12 protein-coding genes are annotated in these 21,404 nt (G+C 62.3%); 8 read left to right on the forward strand and 4 right to left on the reverse strand.

What is annotated here, in order from left to right:
- Nucleotides 1-12: 12 nt before the first annotated feature.
- Together PHF15_RS04380 and glnE are read right to left on the reverse strand one after the other, a co-directional pair.
- Nucleotides 13-474, reverse strand: a complete 462-nt coding sequence (locus PHF15_RS04380; RefSeq protein ID WP_300119247.1) for a cytochrome c — start codon at nt 472-474, stop codon at nt 13-15.
- 5 nt (nt 475-479) lie between these two features.
- Nucleotides 480-3,200 (reverse strand): bifunctional [glutamate--ammonia ligase]-adenylyl-L-tyrosine phosphorylase/[glutamate--ammonia-ligase] adenylyltransferase, encoded by a 2,721-nt coding sequence (gene glnE, locus PHF15_RS04385; protein WP_300119248.1) that lies wholly within the window; start codon nt 3,198-3,200, stop codon nt 480-482.
- 32 nt (nt 3,201-3,232) lie between these two features.
- Here glnE and PHF15_RS04390 point away from each other — a divergent pair, with 32 nt between their 5' ends.
- From PHF15_RS04390 to PHF15_RS04425, 8 genes are all read left to right on the forward strand, one after another.
- On the forward strand, nt 3,233-7,312 hold the full coding sequence (locus PHF15_RS04390; protein ID WP_300119249.1) for a YhdP family protein: 4,080 nt from the start codon (nt 3,233-3,235) through the stop codon (nt 7,310-7,312).
- A complete protein-coding gene (locus tag PHF15_RS04395) occupies nt 7,309-8,148 on the forward strand; it encodes a carbon-nitrogen hydrolase family protein (RefSeq protein WP_300119250.1) in 840 nt (279 codons plus the stop codon). The genes PHF15_RS04390 and PHF15_RS04395 overlap by 4 nt, the downstream gene beginning before the upstream one ends.
- Nucleotides 8,148-9,332: an MltA domain-containing protein gene (locus tag PHF15_RS04400; protein ID WP_300119251.1), complete on the forward strand. Its 1,185-nt coding sequence runs from the start codon at nt 8,148-8,150 to the stop codon at nt 9,330-9,332. Before PHF15_RS04395 ends, PHF15_RS04400 begins: the two co-directional genes overlap by 1 nt.
- Before the next feature lie 403 nt (nt 9,333-9,735).
- A complete protein-coding gene (locus PHF15_RS04405; RefSeq protein ID WP_300119253.1) occupies nt 9,736-13,302 on the forward strand; it encodes an indolepyruvate ferredoxin oxidoreductase family protein in 3,567 nt (1,188 codons plus the stop codon).
- Nucleotides 13,303-13,410: 108 nt separating this feature from the next.
- Nucleotides 13,411-13,743 (forward strand): preprotein translocase subunit YajC, encoded by a 333-nt coding sequence (yajC, locus tag PHF15_RS04410; protein WP_300119254.1) that lies wholly within the window; start codon nt 13,411-13,413, stop codon nt 13,741-13,743.
- Nucleotides 13,744-13,802: 59 nt separating this feature from the next.
- Entirely contained in the window at nt 13,803-15,686 is a 1,884-nt protein-coding gene (gene secD, locus PHF15_RS04415) for a protein translocase subunit SecD (protein WP_300119256.1), read from the forward strand.
- Between the two features lie 14 nt (nt 15,687-15,700).
- Nucleotides 15,701-16,657: a protein translocase subunit SecF gene (secF, locus tag PHF15_RS04420; protein WP_300119258.1), complete on the forward strand. Its 957-nt coding sequence runs from the start codon at nt 15,701-15,703 to the stop codon at nt 16,655-16,657.
- Between the two features lie 10 nt (nt 16,658-16,667).
- On the forward strand, nt 16,668-18,929 hold the full coding sequence (locus tag PHF15_RS04425) for a DUF1631 family protein (RefSeq protein WP_300119260.1): 2,262 nt from the start codon (nt 16,668-16,670) through the stop codon (nt 18,927-18,929).
- A gap of 42 nt (nt 18,930-18,971) precedes the next feature.
- Here the strand turns inward: PHF15_RS04425 and dprA are convergent, their stop codons facing one another.
- Nucleotides 18,972-20,171, reverse strand: coding sequence for a DNA-processing protein DprA (dprA, locus tag PHF15_RS04430; RefSeq protein ID WP_300119262.1), 1,200 nt, complete (start codon nt 20,169-20,171; stop codon nt 18,972-18,974).
- Between the two features lie 21 nt (nt 20,172-20,192).
- The gene (locus tag PHF15_RS04435; RefSeq protein WP_300119264.1) at nt 20,193-21,395 is read right to left on the reverse strand and encodes a LysM peptidoglycan-binding domain-containing protein; all 1,203 of its coding nucleotides are present in this window, start codon (nt 21,393-21,395) and stop codon (nt 20,193-20,195) included.
- Between the last annotated feature and the right edge of the window lie 9 nt (nt 21,396-21,404).

Below are 21,404 nucleotides of genomic sequence, written 5' to 3' on the forward strand. Positions count from 1 at the left end.
CTGGCGTCCGGCTTACTGTCGGTCAAATCGAAACTGGTCGTGGCAGCTTTTGCAGCTTGTCTGCACAGCCTCGACGCTGGTGCGAATGGCGGCCACATCGGCGCTGCCGGCCACTTGCACCAAGGCGTCGGTGGCGGCAAGGAATTTGTCTTGGGCCAGCTTGAATTCACCGGCCTGGCTCCAGACTTCGGGCTTGGCACGCGTCGGCGGGTAATTGCCATCGGCCGTGAAATAGGGCCAGGGCTGGCTTGCGAGCTCTTGCAACGCCTGAGCGCTAGCGACAAAGCTGGCCTTGACGTAGTCCTGCCGGTCGCGCGCCACCAAGCCCATGGGTTCCAGCGCCTTGGTGAATTTCTTGAAAACGGCCTGGCGCTTGCTGACCAGTTGTTGCGGATGGGTGTCTTTGATGCGGTCGCTGCAGGCGCTCAGCAGGACGGTGGCGGCGACGAGCGCGATCAGGGGCATTTTTTGCATGTGGATCAGGTCTGGTCGTGTGAGGGGAAATCGCTGAAAACCGTGTGCCAAAGCGCCAGGATGGCATCGCGTTCGGCTTGCATGTCTTGCGCTGCAAGTTGGGTTGATGTTTCATTGAGTCGGGCATGGTGCTGCACCTGGCGCATGGCACGGTAGGCACTGGCGGCGCGGTGCCCCACGCCCGCGGGCAGCAGTCCCAGGATCTCGGCGCGTTCCAGCAGCGCGATGTTGCCGGCGTTGGCCATCAGTTCGGGGTGCGCGCCAGACTGCGATAGCACCAGGAACTGCATCACGAATTCAGCGTCGATCATACCGCCTGCGCTGTACTTGATGTCGAATTTGTCGCTGGCGACCGGTTGCGCGCTGGCCATGCGAGAGCGCATGGCGGCAATCTCGGCGCGCAAGCCGCTCGCATCGCGCGGTGCGGTGATGACGGCCTGGCGCACCGCATCAAAGCGCGCGCGCATGGCTGCGTCGCCCAGCACGCATCTCGCCCGCGTCATGGCCTGGTGTTCCCAGGTCCAGGCGGTGTTGGAGCCGCGTTGCTGCTGGTAATTGGCGTAGGCGTCAAAGCTGGTGATCAGCAGGCCGGCGTTGCCATTGGGGCGCAGCGCGGTGTCGATTTCATACAGGTCACCTTCGCCGGTCTTGACCGTCAGCCAGTTGATGAGCTTGCGCACCAGCGCGGCATAGACCTCCGGGGCGTTGTCGTCGTTGTCGTCGAAGACAAACACCAGGTCCAGATCGCTGCCGTAGCCCAGTTCCTTGCCGCCCAGTTTGCCGTAGGCGATGATGCCGAAGCGGGGCTGCTCACGGTGCGCTTTTTTAAGGCGGCTCCAGCTCCAGCGGGTGGTCACGCGCAGCACCGCATCGGCCAGCGCGCTCAGGTCATCGGCCACCTGTTCCACGGTAAGCTTGCCCTCCACGTCGCGCGCCAAGGTGCGAAACACCTCGGCGTGGTGGGCGCGGCGCAGCAGGTTGAGCAGGGTTTCTTCGTCGTCCTCGCCGGTGCCGGTCAGCGACGAGCGGCGGTGCTCCAGCTCGATCTCGAACTCCTGGGTGTTAAAGCGCTCCTCCATCATGGCGGGGCTCGCCAGCTCGTCGATGACGCCAGGATGAAGCAGCAAATAGCGCGCCGGCCAGCGCGCTGCTCCCAGCAATCGCAACAGCCGCTCGTGCACCTGTGGGCGCTCCAGCAGCAGGGCGAGATAGCTTTCGCGGCGCAGCAAGGGCTCCATCCAGTCCACCAGCCGCACCGCAGCTTCTTCGGTGACGCGCTCCTCGTGCACCCACTGCGCGGTGCGCACCAGCAGGCGCTGCAGGCGCTCGCGGGCCTCGTCGCGCAGCGCCAGCACGCGCGGATGCCGGCACCAGGCCTGCAGGCGCTGCCCGAAGACTTCGCCCAGCTGCGGCAACAGCTCTTCGATGGTCTGGGTGCCGTTGCCGGGCTTGCCGTTGTGACATCCCTTGCATTCAGGCTCGGGGCCGCCCAGCAGTTTGTCGAATTCCTGGGCCACCAACTCACGATGGGCGTCAAGCTGGCGCAGCAGTGTCTGAGACGAGGTAAAACCCATGGTCTGGGCGATCCAGTTCAGGTCATGGTCCTGGGTCGGCAGCACGTGGGTTTGCTGGTCGTCCAGGTACTGGATGCGGTGCTCGATCTGGCGCAAAAAGACGTAGGCCTGCGCCAGCGCCTGCGCAGTCTGCGCCGACATCAAATTGGCGCGCACCAGGCGCGGCAGCGCGCTCAGGGTGGGGCGCGTGCGCAGCTCGGGGAAATGGCCGGCGCGCACTACCTGCAGCAGTTGCACGGTGAACTCGATCTCGCGGATGCCGCCGCGTGAGAGCTTGACGTCGTTGGCGCGCTCGGGGTGGCCGGCACTTCGCTTGGCTGCGTGCTCGCGAATTTGCCGGTGCAGCACGCGCAGGGCATCGAACACGCTGTAGTCAAGGTAGCGCCGAAAGACAAAGGGCATGACGATCTTGCGCAGCGCATGGGTGGCGCCGCTGCTGACGCTGCCGAACGGCGCCACAACCCGGCTCTTGAGCCAGGCAAAGCGCTCCCACTCGCGGCCCTGCACATGCAGGTATTCCTCCAGCGCGTCGAGCGACACCGCCGCCGGTCCCGAATTACCGTTGGGGCGCAGGGCCAGATCGACGCGGAACACAAAACCGTGCTCGGTGGTGTCGCCCACCAGCGCGTAAACGGCGCGCACCACCTTGCCGAAGTATTCATGGTTGGTGATGCAGCCGCGCCCCTGGGCATCACCCGCTGTCTCGCCGTCTTCGTCATAGACATAGATCAGGTCGATGTCGCTGGACACGTTGAGTTCGCGGGCGCCGAGCTTGCCCATGCCCACAATCCACAGTTGCGCCCGCTGCCCTTGCGCCGTCATGGGGGCGCCGTGCGTTTTGTCGAGTTCGGCCTGTGCCTGGGTCAGGGCGTGGTTGAGGGTGAACTCGGCCAGGTCGGTCATGGCCCGGGTCACCTGCGCCAGCGGCAACTGCTGTTCGCAGTCCAGGCACAGCAGGCGCTCGATGACCAGCTGGCGCGTGATGCGCAGCGCATTGGCCATGTTTTGCCCGTGGGCCAGCAGGGCTTCGAAGGTGGCCTGCAACTGCGCCGGGCCGGGCACGCCGCTCGCCAACAGGGGCAGTTCGGCCTCGTAACGGCGGCGCACGCGTTGGGCAAAGCGGGAGTGGGTGGCCAGGGAGGGTCGGGTCATAATTCTGCTTGAACAACTTTTATCGAATCAATGTGCCGCCCCTTCCCTCCAAACTGCTGAAAACCTGGACTGTCCTGACGCGCTGGCTATTGGCTGCGGTGGTCTTGGCCTGGTTGCTGCTGGCTCTGGCCTGGGGGGCGCTGCATTGGGTGATTGTGCCGCGAATCGCCGAATTTCGCCCGCAACTCGAAGCGCGGGCCACGCAGGCGCTGGGGGTAACGGTGCGGGTGGGGGCGGTGTCGGCCCAGTCCAACGGCATGGTGCCCTCCTTTGAATTGACCGATGTGGCCCTGCTCGATGCGCAGGGCAGGGTGGGTTTGAGTCTGCCGCGCATCCTGATTGCCGTGTCGCCGCGCTCCTTGTGGCGTTTGGGTTTTGAGCAGATATACCTGGACCAGCCCATACTCGACATCCGGCGTGCGCCAGACGGCAAGATCACCATCGGTGGGCTCGATTTCAACCCTGCCAGCCGGGCCGACCCGGCGGCGCTGGACTGGTTTTTTTCGCAGTTCGAGTTCGCCATTCACGACGGCGCCCTGCGCTGGACCGACGAGCTGCGCATGGCCGAACCGGTGGTGCTGCAAAACGTGGCGGCGGTGGTGCGCAACCGGGGCCGAGAGCATGATGTGCGGCTGGACGCCACCCCACCCGAGTCCTGGGGCAGCACCTTCAGTTTGCAAGGGAGGTTTTTGCAACCCTTGCTGTCGCGCCGGCAAGGGCATTGGCAGGACTGGGAGGGCCAGATTTACGCCGCGTTCGAGCGGGCTGACCTGTCGGAGCTGCGCCGTTACGTCCAGTTGGGGGTTGATTTGCGCCAGGGCAATGGCGCGTTGCGGGCTTGGGTGGACGTGGACCGGGGGCGCATCACCCAGGTGGTGGCTGATGTCGCCTTGTCCGAGGTCCGCGTTGTTTTGGGCGCTGATTTGCAGCCGCTGGCCTTGCATCAGCTACAGGGGCGCCTGGGTGGGCGCAAGCTGGCGGATGGCTTTGAGTTTTCCACCCAGGCGTTGACCTTCGACACGCAGGACGGCCTGCATTGGCCCGGCGGCAATGCCAGTCTGCAGCTGCAGCAGGCGCAAGCCGGACAGCTCGAGCGCGGCGAGTTCAAGGCCGACCGGCTGGATCTGGGCGCGCTGGCGCAAATTGTCAGCCGTCTGCCGCTCGATGACGCTACGCGCGACAAGCTGCGCGCGTACGCGCCAAAAGGTCAGGTGGATACGCTGCAGGCTAGTTGGCAGGGGTCCTGGCGCAAGCCGCAAAAATACGCCGCCAGGGGCCGACTGAGCCGGTTGGAGATCGCCGCCGTGGCCTCCACACCGGGCTTGAGTGGGCTCGATGTGGATTTTGATTTCAACCAGCAGGCGGGCCAGGCGCGGCTTGGCATGGCCGCTGGCAGCGTTGACCTGCCGAACATTTTTCAGCAGCCGGTGGTACCGGTTGATTCCTTGTCGGCCGAGGCCCGCTGGCAAATCAAGAGTGAGCGGATCGCGGTGCAACTGGACAAGGTCAAGTTTGCCAATGCCGACGCCGCAGGCGAAGCACAGATCAAGTGGCAAAGCGCCGACCCGGCCAAGTCGGCCTCCGGCGCGCGCTCATCCGGCGTGCTCGATCTGCAGGCCAATTTGAGCCGCGCCGATGGCAAGCAGGTGCACCGCTACCTGCCGCTCGTCATCGACCCCGCCGCGCGTGAATACGTGCGCGACGCGGTGCAGGAGGGGCGCGCCAGTTCGGTGCGCTTTCAGATCAAGGGCGACATTGATCAAATGCCCATGATCGACCCCAAAGAAGGCGCGTTCAAAATCACCGCGCAGGTCGAGGGCGCCCGGCTGGCCTATGTGCCGACGAGCTTGCAGGACAGCGGCGATTTGCCCTGGCCGGTGCTGACCGACCTGAGCGGCGAACTGGTGATCGACCGCATGCAATTGCAGGTCAACAAGGCGCGCGCCCGCTTGGGCGATGCCACGTCCCTGCAGGTGAGCCGGGTGGAGGCCCGGATTGCCGATTTGATGCAGACCCAGGTTGAAGTCGATGCCGACTTCAAGGGGCCGCTGCCCGAACTCTTGGGGCTGGTCAACACCTCACCGCTGAGCCACATGCTGGGCCAGGCTTTGGTCAAGAGCGCGGTCATGGGCAATGCCGATTACAAGCTCAGGCTGATGTTGCCGATTGCCCGCATCGACCAGTCCAGCGTGCGCGGCAGCATCCTGCTTACCGGCAATGATGTGCGCATCACGCCCGACAGCCCCAAGCTGACGCAGGCGCGCGGCAGGATCAACTTCACTGAAGCGGGGTTTTCCCTGAGCGGTGTGCAGGCGCGCATGCTGGGCGGCGACGCGCGGCTGGAGGGCGGCTGGCTGCTGGTGCCCGGGTCGCCCGGCGGCCGTGGCGCGCCAACGCTGATTCGCGCCAGCGGCAGCGCCTCGGCGGAGGGTTTGCGCCAAGCCGCTGAACTCGGCTTTGTGGCGCGGCTGGCGCGCCGCGCCAGCGGCAGCGCGGCCTACACCGCGACTCTCGGCTGGCGCCAAGGGGCTACCGAGCTGTTGGTCAACAGCAATCTGCAGGGGCTGGCCTTGAGTTTGCCGGCACCTTTGGGCAAAAGCGCCGAGGCCTTGCTGCCCTTGCGGCTGGAGACTGGCATGCTCGCTGATGCGCCAGCACCACTGCAAGACCGGGTTTCGCTGTCGCTTGCCAATCTGGTGCAGGTGATGTATGAGCGCGACGTGTCGCAAGCCGTGCCGCGCGTGCTGCGCGGCGCCATTGCAGTCGGGCTCGATGCGCAAGAGTCGGCGCCAATGCCCAGTGCTGGCGTCAGTGCCAATCTCAGGCTGCAAAATTTCAACGTGGATGCCTGGCGTGATGTCTTGGCGCAAACCGCAAACGACAACGTGACCGCGTCGTTGGTGGCCGATGGCAACGCGCTGTTGGTGTCTTATTTGCCCACCCAATTGGCAGTACGGTCGGAAGTGCTGACGTTTGGTGGTCGGCAGTTCAACCACATCGTGATGGGTGGTGGGCGTGAGGGCACGTTGTGGCGTGCCAATCTGGCCGCCAGCGAACTCAATGGCTATCTCGAGTATCGCCAATCCAATGAACAGGTCGGTGGCGGCGCTGAAGGGCGTGTCTACGCCCGTCTGGCACGCCTGACCCTTGCGCCAGGAGTGGAGGCAGATGTGGATGCGTTGCTGGACGCCCAGCCAACCAGCATTCCGGCGCTGGACATCGTGGTGGACGACTTTGAATTACGCGGCAAGCACCTGGGTCGGCTGGAGGTTGAGGCTGTCAATCGCAGCCGCCTGTCGGCGCCGCGTGAGGCCGGCGTGCGCGAGTGGCACTTGAATAAATTTAACCTCGGTTTGCCGGAGGCCAGCTTGGTTGCCAGTGGCAACTGGGCCGCACTGACCATTCAGGCCCAGGATGCGGCCATGATGTCAGCGCAGAAAACCTCTGCGCCCCGGCGCACCGAGATGAACTTCGCCCTCGATATTGCCGACAGTGGCGCCTTGCTCGATCGCCTGGGTATGAAGAATGTGGTGCGCGGCGGGCGTGGCAAGCTCGAAGGCCAGGTGGCCTGGCTGGGCTCGCCTTTGACCCTTGACTACCCCTCGCTGAGCGGCTCGTTTACGGTCAATGTGGCGTCCGGTCAGTTTCTCCAAGCCGAACCGGGCATTGCCAAATTGCTCGGGGTGCTGAGCCTGCAGGCATTGCCGCGTCGGCTGACGCTTGACTTCAGGGATGTCTTCAGCGAGGGCTTTTCGTTTGATTTCTTGCGCGGCGATGTGACGATTGAAAAAGGCATGGCACGGACCAACAACCTGCAGATGAAGGGGGTCAACGCGGCGGTTTTGATGGAGGGCAGTGCCGATATCGCCCGCGAGACGCAAGACATCAAGGTGGTGGTGATACCTGAGATCAGCTCGGGTACTGCGTCCTTGCTGTTGGCCACGGTGATCAACCCGGCGATCGGCCTGGGCACCTTTCTTGCGGAGTTGTTTTTGCGCCGACCGATGATCGAGTCCGCCACCCAGGAGTTTCATATTGACGGCTCCTGGGCCGACCCTCATATCACCAAGGTGTTGCGCACCAAGACCAATAACCCGGAGAAGCAACCATGAAAGTCGCCGCCATTCAAATGGTCTCGGGCATGGATTTGAGCGCCAACCTGGCGCAAGCCAGGCTGCTTTTGCAGGAAGCCGCGCAGGCCGGCGCCGAACTGGCCGTGCTGCCCGAATATTTTTGCCTGATGGGCCGCCACGACGCTGATAAATTGACGATCCAGGAGCCTTTTGGTCAAGGTCCGATCCAGCAGTTCCTGAGCGATATCGCCAGCGCGCTGGGCTTGTGGCTGGTGGGCGGCACCTTGCCTGTCAGTGCGCCGCCTTCTGCACCGGCCAGCGCGCCAGCGCCAGGCCGGGTGTTCAATAGTTCGCTGGTGTTTTCACCGGCAGGCCGGTGTGTGGTGCGCTACGACAAAATGCATTTGTTCCGGTTCGACAACGGCGTCGAGGCTTATGACGAGTCGCTGGTGCTTGTCGCCGGCCGCGAACCTGTCACCTTTGATCTGGCCTCCAAGGATGGCCACGACTGGCGCATCGGTCTGAGCGTGTGTTACGACCTGCGCTTTGCCGAGTTGTACCGGCATTACGCCAGGGCCGGCGCGCACCTGATGCTGGTGCCCAGCGCTTTCACCTACACCACCGGGCAAGACCATTGGGAGGTGCTGCTGCGCGCACGCGCCATAGAAAACCTGTCGTATGTGGTGGCCGCTGCCCAGGGCGGCCTGCATGACAACCAGCGCCGCACCTGGGGCCACGCCATGCTGGTGGACCCCTGGGGCAAGGTGCTGGCCGAGCGCGCGACAGGGCCGGGCGTAGTGATGGCGGAATTGTTGTGGGATGTCATGACGCAGTGCCGCAGCCGTTTGCCGGCACTTGAGCACCGCTTGCTGTGATGAACACATTCCCGTTTTTTCGGCGAATCCGGTCGACTTTGGCGGCCGTATTGGCCGCCGTGGTGGCGGCCTGTGGCACGCCGCCTGCGCCCGAGCAGATCGACGCGCCAGTGCCGTCTGACATGCAGCAGCCGACTGCGCCACTGGCCCAGCCTGGCGCCGCATCAACGCTTGATGCCATTGTACGCGGCAACAGCCGGTGGCAACCCGTGGCGTGGTCCGAGCTGCCGGGTTTTAACAACGATGCGCTGTTCGAAGCCTGGAACGCCTGGCTCAAAAGCTGCGAGCGCCCGGGGCCGGTGTTTGCGCCCTTGTGCCCGGAGGTGCGCCGCCTGAGCATTGGCAGCGAGGCCGAGCAGCGCCAGTGGCTCATCGACCGGCTGCAGCCTTACCGCGTTGAACCCTTGCAGGGCAGCCCGACGGCGGGCTTGCTGACCGCTTATTTCGAGCCGGAGTTGCAGGGGCAACGCCTGCCCGGCCCGGGCTTCACCGTTCCGCTGTACCAGTTGCCCGCCAATCTGAAGGCGCGCCAACCCTGGTTTTCCCGGCAGGAAATCGACACCTTGGCAGCGGCGCAGGAGGCCTTGCGCGGTCGCGAAATCGTGTACCTGAGCGACCCGGTGCAGGCCATGCTGCTGCAAATCCAGGGCACGGGGCGCATCCGAGTGACCGAGCCCGACGGCAGCGTGCGCCGGGTGCGACTGGCCTACGCTGGTCATAACGGCCACCCCTACCAAAGCATTGGCGGCTGGCTGCTCAATCAGGGCGAACTGCGGGATGCCAGCTGGCCCGGCATCCAGGCTTGGCTCAAACAAAACCCGCAGCGGGTCAACGAGCTGATGTGGCGTAACCCGCGCGTGGTTTTTTTCAGGGAGGAGCGCCTGAGCGACTTCGACGCCGCCTTTGGCCCCAAAGGCGCGCAAGGTGTGCCGCTCACTCCCGGGCGCTCGATTGCGGTCGATCCACAGAGTATTCCCTATGGCACGCCGGTGTGGCTGGCCTCCGAGGGTCCGCAAATTGCCTTGTGGCGTCTGGTGCTGGCGCAAGACACCGGCGGCGCCATTCGCGGCGCCGTGCGGGCCGATTATTTTGCCGGCTGGGGCGAGGCGGCGGGTGAGTTGGCTGGGCGCCTCAAACAGCCGTTGCGCCTGTGGGTGCTGTGGCCCAAGGCACTGCCTTATTAAACTATTGATGCCGGCTGATTTGAAGAAGGTGCAAACTCTGAGCGGTTGAGCTTCGGAGCGGCATTGGGTGGGGTATTGGGGCACGCCTCAGACGCGCTGCGCTTTGCGACATCGGCGTGCCCCAATACCCCACCCAATGCGGGGCGTGCTGTGATTTGTCAGCATCCAATGGCCAATGCCGTCATGCTATCGGTTTCTTTGTTGTCAATTCAATCCAGACCGGTCCAGGCCAGGCGGGCCAAGGCAGGGGGCCGATGTCGCAAAGCGAAGCGCGTCTGAGACCCCCTGCCTTGGCCCGCCTGGCGCAAACTCAAGCATGGCATTGATGCCCCCCCGACTTCACTTCCGGATCAATAATTCGTTTGAATCCCATAATTAAGAACCATGAATCGGAGACTTGCCCATGAATGCACCGTTACCCAAAACGGCCCAAGCGGCTTTGCAAACGGTCAGCCTGGACGATAAATACAGCCAGCCGCAGGGCCGGGCGTTCATGAGCGGCGTCCAGGCGCTGGTCCGCTTGCCCATGCTGCAGCGCCAGCGCGATGCCATGGCCGGCTTGAACACCGCCGGCTTCATCAGCGGCTACCGTGGCTCGCCGCTGGGCGGCTACGACCAGGCGCTGGTGGCGGCCAAAAAACACCTGGACGCGCATCACATCGTCTTTCAGCCCGGTGTCAATGAAGAGCTGGCGGCCACCGCGGTGTGGGGCACGCAGCAGCTCGACCTGTACCCGCAGAGCAAAAAGTATGACGGCGTGTTCGGCATCTGGTACGGCAAGGGGCCGGGCGTGGACCGCAGTGCCGACGTCTTCAAGCACGCCAACATGGCCGGCACGGCACGGCATGGCGGCGTGGTGGCGGTGGCGGGTGACGACCATGTCAGCAAAAGCTCGACCGCCGCGCACCAGAGCGACCACATCTTCAAGGCCTGCGGCCTGCCGGTGTTTTTCCCGTCCGACGTGCAGGGCATTCTGGACCTGGGGTTGCACGCCATCGCTCTGAGCCGCTACGCCGGCGTCTGGGCCGGCATGAAAACGATCCAGGAAGTGGTCGAGTCGAGCAGTCCGGTGGATGTCGGTGCGGACCGCGTCAAGATCGTTCTGCCCGAGGACTTTGCCATGCCCGCTGGCGGTCTGCACATCCGCTGGCCCGACCCGGCGCTGGCGCAGGAAGCCCGCCTGATGGACTACAAGTGGTATGCCGCTGCGGCGTATGTGCGCGCCAACAAGCTCAACTACAACGTGTTCGCCAGTGCGCAAGACCGCTTTGGCATCATCGCCAGCGGCAAGGCTTTCAACGACACGCGCCAGGCGCTGCACGATCTGGGGCTTGACGAGGCCGCTTGCCGACAACTGGGCATTCGGCTGCACAAGGTCAACGTGGTGTGGCCGCTCGAAGCCAGCATCACACGCGACTTTGCGCTTGGCCTGCAAGAGATTCTGGTGGTCGAAGAAAAGCGCCAGATCATCGAGTACCAGCTGAAAGAAGAACTCTACAACTGGCGCGCTGACGTGCGCCCCACCGTGGTCGGCAAGTTCGATGAATCGGGTGACGAGGGCGGTGGCGAGTGGAGTCGCCCCAACCCGATCGACAACTGGTTACTGCGGGCCAAGGCCGACCTGAACCCGGCGCTGATTGCCAGGGCGATTGCCAAGCGGCTGAAAAAACTGGGTGTGCCAGACGGCGTGGCGGCCCGCATGGACGCGCATCTGGCCGTGCTTGACGCCATGTCGCGCGGCGCGCTGGACATCAAAACCGACGCCGGCGAGCGCACACCCTGGTTTTGCAGCGGCTGCCCGCACAACACCAGCACCCGCGTGCCAGAGGGATCGCGTGCGCTGGCCGGCATCGGCTGCCACTTCATGGCGCTGTGGATGGATCGGTCAACGAGCACCTTCAGCCAGATGGGCGGCGAGGGTGTGGCTTGGGTCGGGCAGCAACCGTTCACCACTGACAGTCATGTGTTTGCCAACCTCGGCGACGGCACCTACTTTCACAGCGGCCTGCTGGCGATTCGCCAGAGCATTGCCGCCGGCGTCAACATCACTTACAAGATTCTGTACAACGACGCCGTTGCCATGACCGGCGGCCAGCGCGTGGGCGAGCGCCCCGAGGGCCACAGCGTGCTGCAAATCATGGCCAGCCTGCTGAGCGAGGGCGTGACCAAGCTGGTGATCGTGACCGACCATCCCGAGAAATACGCGGGCGCGGCGCTGGCGCCGGGTGTCACGGTGCAGCACCGCGACGAACTCGACAGCGTCCAGCGCGAGTTGCGCCAGATCAAGGGCACCACTGCGCTGATTTACGACCAGATGTGCGCCACCGAGAAACGCCGCAAGCGCAAGCGCGGCACACTGGCCGAGCCTGATGAGCGGGTGGTGATCAACGAAGCGGTGTGCGAGGGCTGCGGCGACTGCGGCGTGCAGTCCAACTGCCTCAGCATTGAGCCGCTGGAGACCGAATTCGGTCGCAAGCGCCGCATCAATCAGAGCACTTGCAACAAGGACTTTTCATGTGTCAAGGGCTTCTGCCCGAGCTTTGTCACGGTCAAGGGCGGGCGACTCCGGAAACCCACGAAGGATGCGCCGGACAACCTGGGCACGTTGCCGGCGTTGCCGGACCCGCTGCTGCCTGATCTGACATCAGCTTGGGGCATTGTGGTAGGCGGTGTCGGCGGCACCGGGGTCATCACCATCGGCCAGTTACTGGGCATGGCGGCGCATCTCGAAGGCAAGGGCGTGGTGACGCAGGATGCCGGTGGCCTGGCGCAAAAGGGTGGCGCCACCTGGAGCTACATCCAGATCGCCGACCGCCAGGAAGCCATTTACACCAGCCGGGTCGATACCGCCAAGGCGGACCTGGTGGTCGGCTGCGATGCCATCGTGGCGGCCAGTCCAGCCACGCTGGCGGTGATGCAGTCCGGCCGCACCTATGTCGCGCTCAACAGCCACGCCACACCCACCGCCGCTTTTGTTCACGACCCGCAGTGGCAGTTTCCCGAGGGCGGCTGCGAGGCGGCCATAGCCGCCCATGTGGGTGCCCCCAAGCTGGGTGTGTTCGATGCCGAGCAGGTGGCTATCCACGCCCTGGGTGACTCGATCTACACCAACCCGCTGTTGCTGGGATACGCCTGGCAAAAAGGTCGCGTGCCGCTGAGCCGCGCCGCCGTGCTGCGCGCTATGGAGCTCAACGGCGTGCAGGTGGCCAACAACCAGACGGCATTCGAGTGGGGGCGCCACTGCGCCCACGATTTGCCGACGGTGCTGGCGCTGTTCCAGACTGCACGGGTCATTGAGTTCGTCAAAAAGCCAGCGCTGGACGAACTGGTGGCGACCCGGATGGCGTTTTTGACGGCGTACCAGAACGCGGCTTATGCCGAGTCCTACCGGGTTTGGGTCGCGCGGGTGCAGCAGGTCGATGCGTCATGGGGCAAAACCGCCTTGAGCGAGGCGGTGGCGCGCAACCTGTTCAAGCTGATGGCCTGCAAGGACGAGTACGAGGTCGCCAGGCTGCATGCCGACGGCAGCTTTGCAGCAAAAATTGCGCAGCAGTTCGAGGGCGATTACCAATTGCAGTTCCATCTGGCGCCGCCGCTACTGGCCAAAACCGATGACCGGGGTGAACTGGTCAAGCAGCGCTATGGCCCGTGGATGATGACGGCCTTCAAATGGCTGGCGCGCCTCAAGGGTTTGCGCGGCACGGCGTTCGATGTGTTTGGCCGCACCGAAGAGCGGCGCCAGGAGCGCGCCTGGCTGGTGCGCTACCAGGCCATGGTGCAGGAAATTTGCCAGGTGTTGGATGCCGAGCCAAGCAGACAAGACGTGGCTCGCTATCAAAATGCCCTATTTTTGGCGCAAATACCGCAGGATATTCGTGGCTTTGGCCATGTCAAAGCGCGCCATTCTGCGCTCGCCATGGAAAAATGGCAGATGCTTCTGACCGAGTTCAGGGTGCCCTTGATACCCTGAAATGACGCACTGGAGGCCCGCATACAATGCCCAGTTGCCTGAAAGTTAGCTTTGGGTGCGCTTATTCAAGTCGTTTTGTTTTTATTTTTTATCTATTTGGAGTTTGCTGTGTTTATATCTTCTGCCATTGCACAAACCGCCCCTGCCGCCGCCGCTGGCGGTGACTTGCAGTCTTCGCTCATGGGCATGTTGCCTTTGGTGCTGATGTTTGTGGTGCTCTATTTCGTGATGATTCGTCCGCAAATGAAGAAGGCCAAGGAACACAAAGCCATGATTGAAGCGCTGACCAAAGGGGACGAAGTCGCCACGGCTGGCGGTATTCTGGGCAAAGTGACCAAGCTGGGCGACAGCTTTATCGACATTGAAGTGGCTGCCGGCGTCGAGGTGCATCTGCAGCGTAGCGCGGTGGCGCAGGTCTTGCCCAAGGGCAGCATCAAGTAAATTGCCCTGGCGCTGGCCGAGGTGTCAGCATTTTGTAGTTTGATGTCATAAGGGCGATCATGAATCGTTACCCGGTCTGGAAATACGTGATCATCGTGATCGCGCTGGTGGTGGGGGGCTTGTACGCCTTGCCGAACTTTTTTGGCGAGTCGCCCGCCGTGCAGGTGTCGGCGGCCAAACCGCTGGTCAAGGTGGATGTGGGCACACTGACGCTGGTGGAGGCGACCCTCAAAACGGCCGGCATTACACCAGACATGGTGACGCTCGATGGCAATTCGATCAAGGTCCGCCTGCTCGATACCGACACCCAGCTCAAAACCAAGGACGCCATTCAGAAAGCCTTGATCCCGGATCCGGGCAATCCGGGTTTTGTTGTGGCTTTAAACCTCTTGTCGCGCTCGCCGGTCTGGTTGTCCGGCCTGCATGCGTCACCAATGTACCTGGGCCTGGATTTGCGCGGCGGCGTGCACTTCATGCTGCAAGTCGATATGCAGGCAGCACTGACCAAGCGCGCTGAATCTCTTTCCGGCGATGTGCGTACCAGTCTGCGCGAAAAAAATATTCGCCACAGTGGCATCAATCGCAATGCGCAAACCATTGAGGTGCGTTTTCGCGATGCTGCCACGCTGGAAGCCGCCAAGGCGGTGTTCCTGGACCAGTTCACCGACTTGCAAACCGTAGAAGTTGCCGAGGGTGCAGAGTTCAAGCTCACCGCATCGATCAAGCCCGAGGCCGCGCGTCGCATCCAGGACCAGGCGCTCAAGCAAAACATCACCACGCTGCACAATCGGATCAATGAGCTGGGCGTGGCTGAGCCCGTGATCCAGCAGCAGGGGCTCGACCGCATCGTGGTGCAGTTGCCGGGCGTGCAGGACACCGCCAAGGCCAAGGACATTCTGGGCCGCACCGCCACGCTTGAAGTGCGCATGGTCGATGAAAGCACCGAGGCGCGGGCCGCTGAGATTGGCAACGGTGTGGTGCCGTTTGGCTCCGAGCGCTATCTGGAGCGCAACGGCCAGCCCGTCATTGTCAAGAAACAGGTGATTCTGACTGGCGAAAACCTGACCGATGCGCAGCCCGGCTTCGACAGCCAGACGCAGGAGCCCACAGTCAACCTGAACCTGGACGCCAAGGGCACGCGCATTTTCCGCGACGTGACACGTGAAAATGTCGGCAAGCGCATGGCCATTTTGCTGTTTGAAAAAGGCAAGGGCGAGGTCGTGACCGCGCCGGTGATCCGCACCGAAATCGGCGGCGGCCGGGTGCAGATTTCGGGTCGCATGACTACCATGGAAGCAAACGACACGGCCCTGCTGCTGCGTGCTGGCTCCTTGGCCGCGCCGATGGAAATCATCGAGGAAACCACCATCGGCCCAAGCCTGGGCGCCGAGAACATTGCCAAGGGCTTCCAGAGCGTGGCCTGGGGTTTTCTGGCGGTGACCCTGTTCATGTGTGTGTATTACATGCTGTTTGGCGTGTTTTCCAGCGTGGCGCTGGCGTTCAACTTGCTGTTGCTGGTGGCGGTGCTGTCCATGTTGCAGGCCACCCTGACCTTGCCGGGCATGGCCGCCATGGCGCTGGTGCTGGGCATGGCGATCGATGCCAACGTGCTGATCAACGAGCGCATTCGCGAAGAATTGCGTGGTGGCGCTTCGGCGCAGGCCGCCATCCATACCGGTTATGACCGTGCTTGGGCCACGATTTTCGACTCCAACATCACCACCCTGATCGCGGGTCTGGCGCTGCTGGCCTTTGGTTCCGGCCCGGTGCGCGGCTTTGCCGTGGTGCACTGCCTGGGCATCATGACCAGCATGTTCTCGGGGGTGTTTTTCTCGCGCGGCTTGGTCAACTTCTGGTATGGCCGTCAAAACCGCCTGAAAACGGTGTCGATCGGAACCATCTGGCGTCCCGATGGCGGCACGGCCCTCAAGACCAACGAATAAAACCGAAAGCGATCATGGAATTTTTTCGAATCAAACGCGACATTCCGTTCATGCGCCATGCGCTGGTGTTCAACATCATCTCTGGCCTGACCTTTCTGGCGGCGGTGTTCTTCCTGTTTTCGCGCGGACTGCACCTGTCGGTGGAATTTACCGGCGGCACTTTGCTGGAAGTGACTTATGCGCAACCGGCTGATCTGGGGGCGGTGCGTGGCTCCGTCGCCAGGCTCGGCTTTGCCGATGTGCAGGTGCAAAACTTTGGCACCGCGCGCGATGTGCTGATTCGCCTGCCGGCCCAGAAAGGTGTGAGCTCGGCGCAGCAAAGCACCCAGGTGATGTCGGCTTTGAAAGAGCTCGATGCCACAGCGACCATGCGCCGCACCGAATTTGTCGGGCCGCAGGTGGGCGACGAGCTGGCCGCCGACGGCCTCAAGGCGCTGGCTTTTGTGGTGGTCGGCATCATGATCTACCTGGCGGTGCGCTTCGAGTGGAAGTTTGCCGTGGCGGCCATCATCGCCAACATGCACGACGTGATCATCATTCTGGGGTTTTTTGCCTTCTTTCAGTGGGAGTTTTCGCTGCCGGTGCTGGCCGCCGTGCTGGCAGTACTTGGCTATTCGGTGAACGAGTCGGTGGTTATTTTTGACCGGATCCGCGAGAACTTTCGCCGCTACCGCAAGATGAGCACGGTGGAAATCATCAACAACGCCATCACATCCACCATCAGCCGCACCATCATCACCCATGGCTCCACGCAAATGATGGTGTTGTCGATGCTGCTGTTTGGCGGCGCCACGCTGCACTACTTTGCGCTGGCGCTGACGATCGGCATTTTGTTTGGCATTTACTCGTCGGTGTTTGTGGCTGCCGCCATTGCCATGTGGCTGGGCATCCAGCGCGAAGATCTGGTCAAGGGTGGCGTGGCCAAAAAGGACCTGGATCCGAATGACCCCAACGCGGGTGCCACCGTTTAGAATTTCTTGCATGGCCACTTTCCTTCCAGCGCAGAACAAGGCACAACTGGCGGAGCATATTCGTCAGCGGCTGGTCGATGAGGCGGTGCAGTCCATGGCTGCGTTGCTGGTGACGGTAGAACTACATTTGACAACTTTGTCAAGGGATGTTGCTTCTGTGGCAGCGCCGCAGTTGCTTCGTGAAACCTGGACTCTGTACCAAAATCAGGAAAAACTGTGGCTGGAGGGCACGGCCAAGGCCTGGCGGGCTGCTTTAAAGCCCGACGTACCACGGCCATCCGGCTTGCCGTTGAGCACTACCCTGGAGTTGGTCAGTACCGAGACGGTCGAAAACCAGATTCTTGCCTCGCGCATTGCCTTGTCGGTGATGGAAGTCGCCGCCAGTGAAGTCAATGGTTTGCGCAAGCGGCTTAAATCACTGAATCCACAACAGGAATTGTCAGCACAAGACATCGTTCATCCCGAGGTTTTGGCGCTGGCCATGGTCGAGCAATGGGTCGCGTGTGGTTTGTCGCTTGAGTCATGGCAATTGATCAATTCGGTGGTGCAGCAGCATATCAACGCCGAGTGGCGCCAGATCTATGCGCGCTGCAATGCCGAATTGGTGGAGCAGGGCGTGATGCCCGTGATCGCGGCTGAAGCGCGAGCCCAGCCAAAACCGGCGGCGCGTTCTTATGGCCAGGCTGAACTGGCTGCTGCGCCCACTCAGGGCGCGCCTGACATACCCTCTCTGGGTGCGCCAGGCTGGCCTGTGTTGACAGGGGATAGCGCCCCGCAGGGCGACGCGCGCGAGATGGGCGTTCTGGACCGGGTGGGTCGCTTGATGACGAGCCTTGTTCCTGTTCAGAATTTTGCGGCGGCTTTCCGCTCTTCACCTTCGCAACGGCTGATGACCGCCTTGGCGCATCGTCCTTTGCCGGCTGAAGCCTGGGGCGGCGACAGTGCAGGGCAAGTGCTGCCTGAGGTTCTGGTACAGCAGGTGGCTCAGATGGCCGGCGACTTGCAGCAGAAGTCGGTCGAGCTCAAAAAATTGGCGCAAAACGACAATGAAAAGGCCATCATTGAGCTCATTACCTTGATGTTCCAGTCGATTTTGCAGGAAGACCGCATTCCGCCGGGCATCCGGGTCTGGTTTGCCAGGCTGCAAATGCCTGTTTTGAGCCTGGCTTTGACCGATCCGAATTTCTTCAATCGGCAGGACCACCCGGCGCGTCTGTTGATCGATCACATGGGTTCCTGCGTGTTGGGTTTCGATGCCAGCGCCGTCAATAGCGACGATCTGGCGGCGGAAATCAAACGCGTGGTTCAGGTGATCGAGCAGTATCCGGAAGTGGGTGAGCGCGTTTACCAACGAGTTTACGAAGAGTTCAAAGAATTCCTAAAAAGCTTCCTGACGCAAAAAACCGCAATCCAGAAGGTCGTGGGCGTGGCACAGCAGGTCGAGCAAAAAGAAACCCTGGCCATTCAGTGCACCATCGAGTTGCGTAATCAGATCAAAGAAATGCCTGTGCGTGACGGCATCCGGGATTTTTTATACAAAGTCTGGTCGGAGGTGATTGCTGTGGCCAGCATGCGCCAGGGAGGCCAGCATGAGACAACCCTGGCGCTGAAGAAAACGGCCACTGATTTAATTTGGGCTGCCAGTGCCAAACCCGATCGGGCTGATCGTGCCCGAGTGATTGCTGACTTGCCCGTGTTGCTGCAATCTTTGCGCTACGGGATGAGTTTGCTGGCTTTGAGTGGGGCGGTCCAGGATGGCCATGTCAAGGTGATCAGCGACATCCTGGCCGATGCGTTCATGTCCAAGACTCCCGCTATCGATTTGGAAGAAATCCAGGCCATGGCTGAACGACTTGCTCATTTGGAAGACTATTTCAGCAACGATGGCGCCGAGGAATTGCCACTGGATGCCCAGAGCATCGAAGATTTGCTGGACATCGATACGTCCGACCTGGAGGTCGTGACCAGCGGCGGTACCGAGGCCAACCCGGTCATGATGGCTTGGGCGCAAAACCTGAGTCTGGGTGCCTGGTTCGCCCTGGATTTTCTGGGTCAATCCTTCCAGATACAGTATGTGTGGCGCAGTCCGCTGGGTCATCTGCATCTCTTTTCCTCATTCGTCGGGCGCAGCTACCTCATTCAGACGACGCGGCTGGCAGCCTACCTGCAAGACGGCATGCTGAGACCCCAGGAAGAAGTCTCATTGACGGTGCGCGCCACCTGTGATGCCATGGCCAAACTGGAAGCAAATCCCGCGCTCCTGCTGGCGTGAAACATGCACCTGTTCGCGCCGCTGTTTCTGGTCAGCCCGACTTCAGGCGTCAGACAGGCGTTGAAACAGGCCACCCGGCAAACGTGCCACCAAGCCATTGATTTCCAGCGTCATCAATCGGGCCTGCAAATCTGCAGTGTTCAATTGGGTCCGCCCCTGCAAGGCGTCGAGTCTGACGGGATCGAAGCCGATGGCTTGCAGCAGCATGTGGTCGGCGTTGTCCGTACTCTCCATCATTTGCGGGCCGCCAGGATCAGCAGGGCAAGCAGTCGCAACGGACGGCGCGTGATAGCCCTGCAGTTCTTCCAGTACGTCTTGCGCCGATTCCACCAGTTTGGCGCCTTGTTTGATCAGCGCGTGGCAACCACGCGATTGCGCCGAGTGGATCGAGCCGGGAATGGCAAACACGTCCTTGCCCTGATCGGCGGTGAGCCTTGCGGTAATGAGCGAGCCCGATTGCAGGGCGGCTTCCACCACCAGCGTGCCGCGCGCGAGCCCGGCGATGAGACGGTTGCGCTTGGGAAAATTGGCATTCAAGGGCGGCGTTCCCAACGGGTATTCGCTCATTAACAGTCCGTGCTGCGCAATGCGGTGTGCCAACCCGTGGTGAGCTTTGGGATATACCCGGTCCAGTCCGGTGCCGATCACGGCCAGCGTTAGCGCCTGGCCTGTGGCGCCCTCCGGCAAAGCCTCAAGGGCGCCTTCGTGGGCGGCACCGTCCACCCCCAAAGCCAAGCCGCTCACCACCGTCAGGCCGGATTGAACCAGCGCCTTGGCAAATTGCCTGGCATTGCGCGCACCTTGCGGCGTGGGGTTGCGGCTGCCGACCACGGCCAGGCAGCGCCTTGAGGCGATCGGCCATGAGGCAACAGCGTCTGAAGCATTGTCATCTTCGAAGTGGGCGTTGCCCAGCAGGTACAGCATCAAGGGCGGGTCGTCGATGTCGAGCAGGGTTTGCGGGTAGCCGGCGTCGCCGAGCGTGACAATTTGGCGTTGGCAGCCATCAGGCTCGCTTTGACCAAGCCAATCCCAGGTGGTTTCCAGCAGCGCGGAGAGCGACCCGGGCTCGGCACACAAAGCCTGCGTCTGCACCGGAGTAGCCACTTGCCGCAAGGTGGAGGCGGGCTGCTCAAAAATGGCTTGTGGCAAGCCAAAAGTGACCAGCAGCTTGCGCGCCGTGACGTTGCCGATGCCCGGGCTCAGTGTCAGCCTCAGCCATGCCTTGAGTTCACCGCGTTCCATGGCCGGCCAGGGCTGGCGATGTCAGAGCGGGTTGACCAGTCGATCACCCACCTTGACACCGCTGGTGATGTCGAGCACCAGACCGTATGACACTTTCTCAAAAGTGCGAAACACCATCAATAAACCATTGCGCTCATCGGGCAATTTGATCATGGGCCGGTTGGCGTCGGTTTTGTCCACCAGGCGTATCCCGTCAGTCATGATGGCCAGCACATGGCCTGGCTCCAAGCCATCACGGCTGCCGCGATTGAGGCTCACCACCTGGTTTTGGGCTGCATTGACCACCGCACTGCCGTAAATGGAGACAACCCGGGCGTCCATGACGCCCGTGGGGGCGTGGGGGACGTAGCTTTGCAGTTGCACCGGTGGCTCGGGCAGCAGGCGGTCGCCGACGCGAATTTCTTCCTTGGTGTCAATGATGTCGATGGTGGCTGGCACGATCTCGGTGCGGCTTTTGCCGTCGGCGTCCAGGCTGTCCTTGCTGCTTTCGCTACGCGCCAGCAAGGCTTTGCCAACGTATTGGGCTTCATAGCCCAGCACTTCGCCGCTGACAGGGTCTTTGAGCGGCGTGGCGTTGCGAAACACCCGGAAAGCCTGTTGTTTCTTGAGGGGGTCGTCCGTTAGTTCGGAGCCGGCGTTGCCGCGGGCATAGGCGCGGTCGCCGCGTGTCAGCAGCACCCGGTTGTCTTTCGCCGCCACGATCCGCGGTGCGGCGCTCAGACCCCGTTCATCGACGATCAGGGGTTCGGCCAGAAAGGGCTCGATCAGGCTGCTCTTGAGCGTCGGCAGGGCGCTGATTGCCAAATTTTCAATGCGTGTGCGTGGTGACACCCGCACCGTGGGCAGGTCGCCGCCCGGGCGCATGCTCAGGCGCGCCCGGCCGTCACTGGTGTCAAGATACAGCGTTTGCCCGGGGTAAATCAAATGCGGATTCTTGATGTCGGCCAGGTTCATGCCCCACAGTTCGGGCCAGCGCCAGGGCCTTTTCAGGAACATGCCGGAGATGTCCCACAGCGTATCGCCCGACTTCACCGTATAGCTTTGCGGTGCATTGGGGCTCAACTCGCTCAAGGCCACGCCGCTCTGGGCGACCTGGTTGGCGATGGCGCGCTGCTGCGCCGTGATCGGGAAATTTTGCGACATCACAGGGCCAGCCAGCAAGCTGCAGGCGAGCGCAGTCCAGGTCAATTGATTGGAAACAGTGTCAAAAAAAGTTTTGGCCATGGTGTTTTG

Source organism: Rhodoferax sp. (assembly GCF_028689295.1).
In the GTDB taxonomy this organism is placed as follows: domain Bacteria; phylum Pseudomonadota; class Gammaproteobacteria; order Burkholderiales; family Burkholderiaceae_C; genus Rhodoferax.

Bases quoted from the DNA above. Each gene is read 5' to 3' on its own strand.
- PHF15_RS04380 (WP_300119247.1), bottom strand. From the start codon at position 474: ATGCAAAAAATGCCCCTGATCGCGCTCGTCGCCGCCACCGTCCTGCTG.
- glnE (WP_300119248.1), bottom strand. From the start codon at position 3,200: ATGACCCGACCCTCCCTGGCCACCCACTCCCGCTTTGCCCAACGCGTG.
- PHF15_RS04395 (WP_300119250.1), top strand. From the start codon at position 7,309: ATGAAAGTCGCCGCCATTCAAATGGTCTCGGGCATGGATTTGAGCGCC.
- PHF15_RS04400 (WP_300119251.1), top strand. From the start codon at position 8,148: ATGAACACATTCCCGTTTTTTCGGCGAATCCGGTCGACTTTGGCGGCC.
- PHF15_RS04405 (WP_300119253.1), top strand. From the start codon at position 9,736: ATGAATGCACCGTTACCCAAAACGGCCCAAGCGGCTTTGCAAACGGTC.
- secD (WP_300119256.1), top strand. From the start codon at position 13,803: ATGAATCGTTACCCGGTCTGGAAATACGTGATCATCGTGATCGCGCTG.
- secF (WP_300119258.1), top strand. From the start codon at position 15,701: ATGGAATTTTTTCGAATCAAACGCGACATTCCGTTCATGCGCCATGCG.
- PHF15_RS04425 (WP_300119260.1), top strand. From the start codon at position 16,668: ATGGCCACTTTCCTTCCAGCGCAGAACAAGGCACAACTGGCGGAGCAT.
- dprA (WP_300119262.1), bottom strand. From the start codon at position 20,171: ATGGAACGCGGTGAACTCAAGGCATGGCTGAGGCTGACACTGAGCCCG.
- PHF15_RS04435 (WP_300119264.1), bottom strand. From the start codon at position 21,395: ATGGCCAAAACTTTTTTTGACACTGTTTCCAATCAATTGACCTGGACT.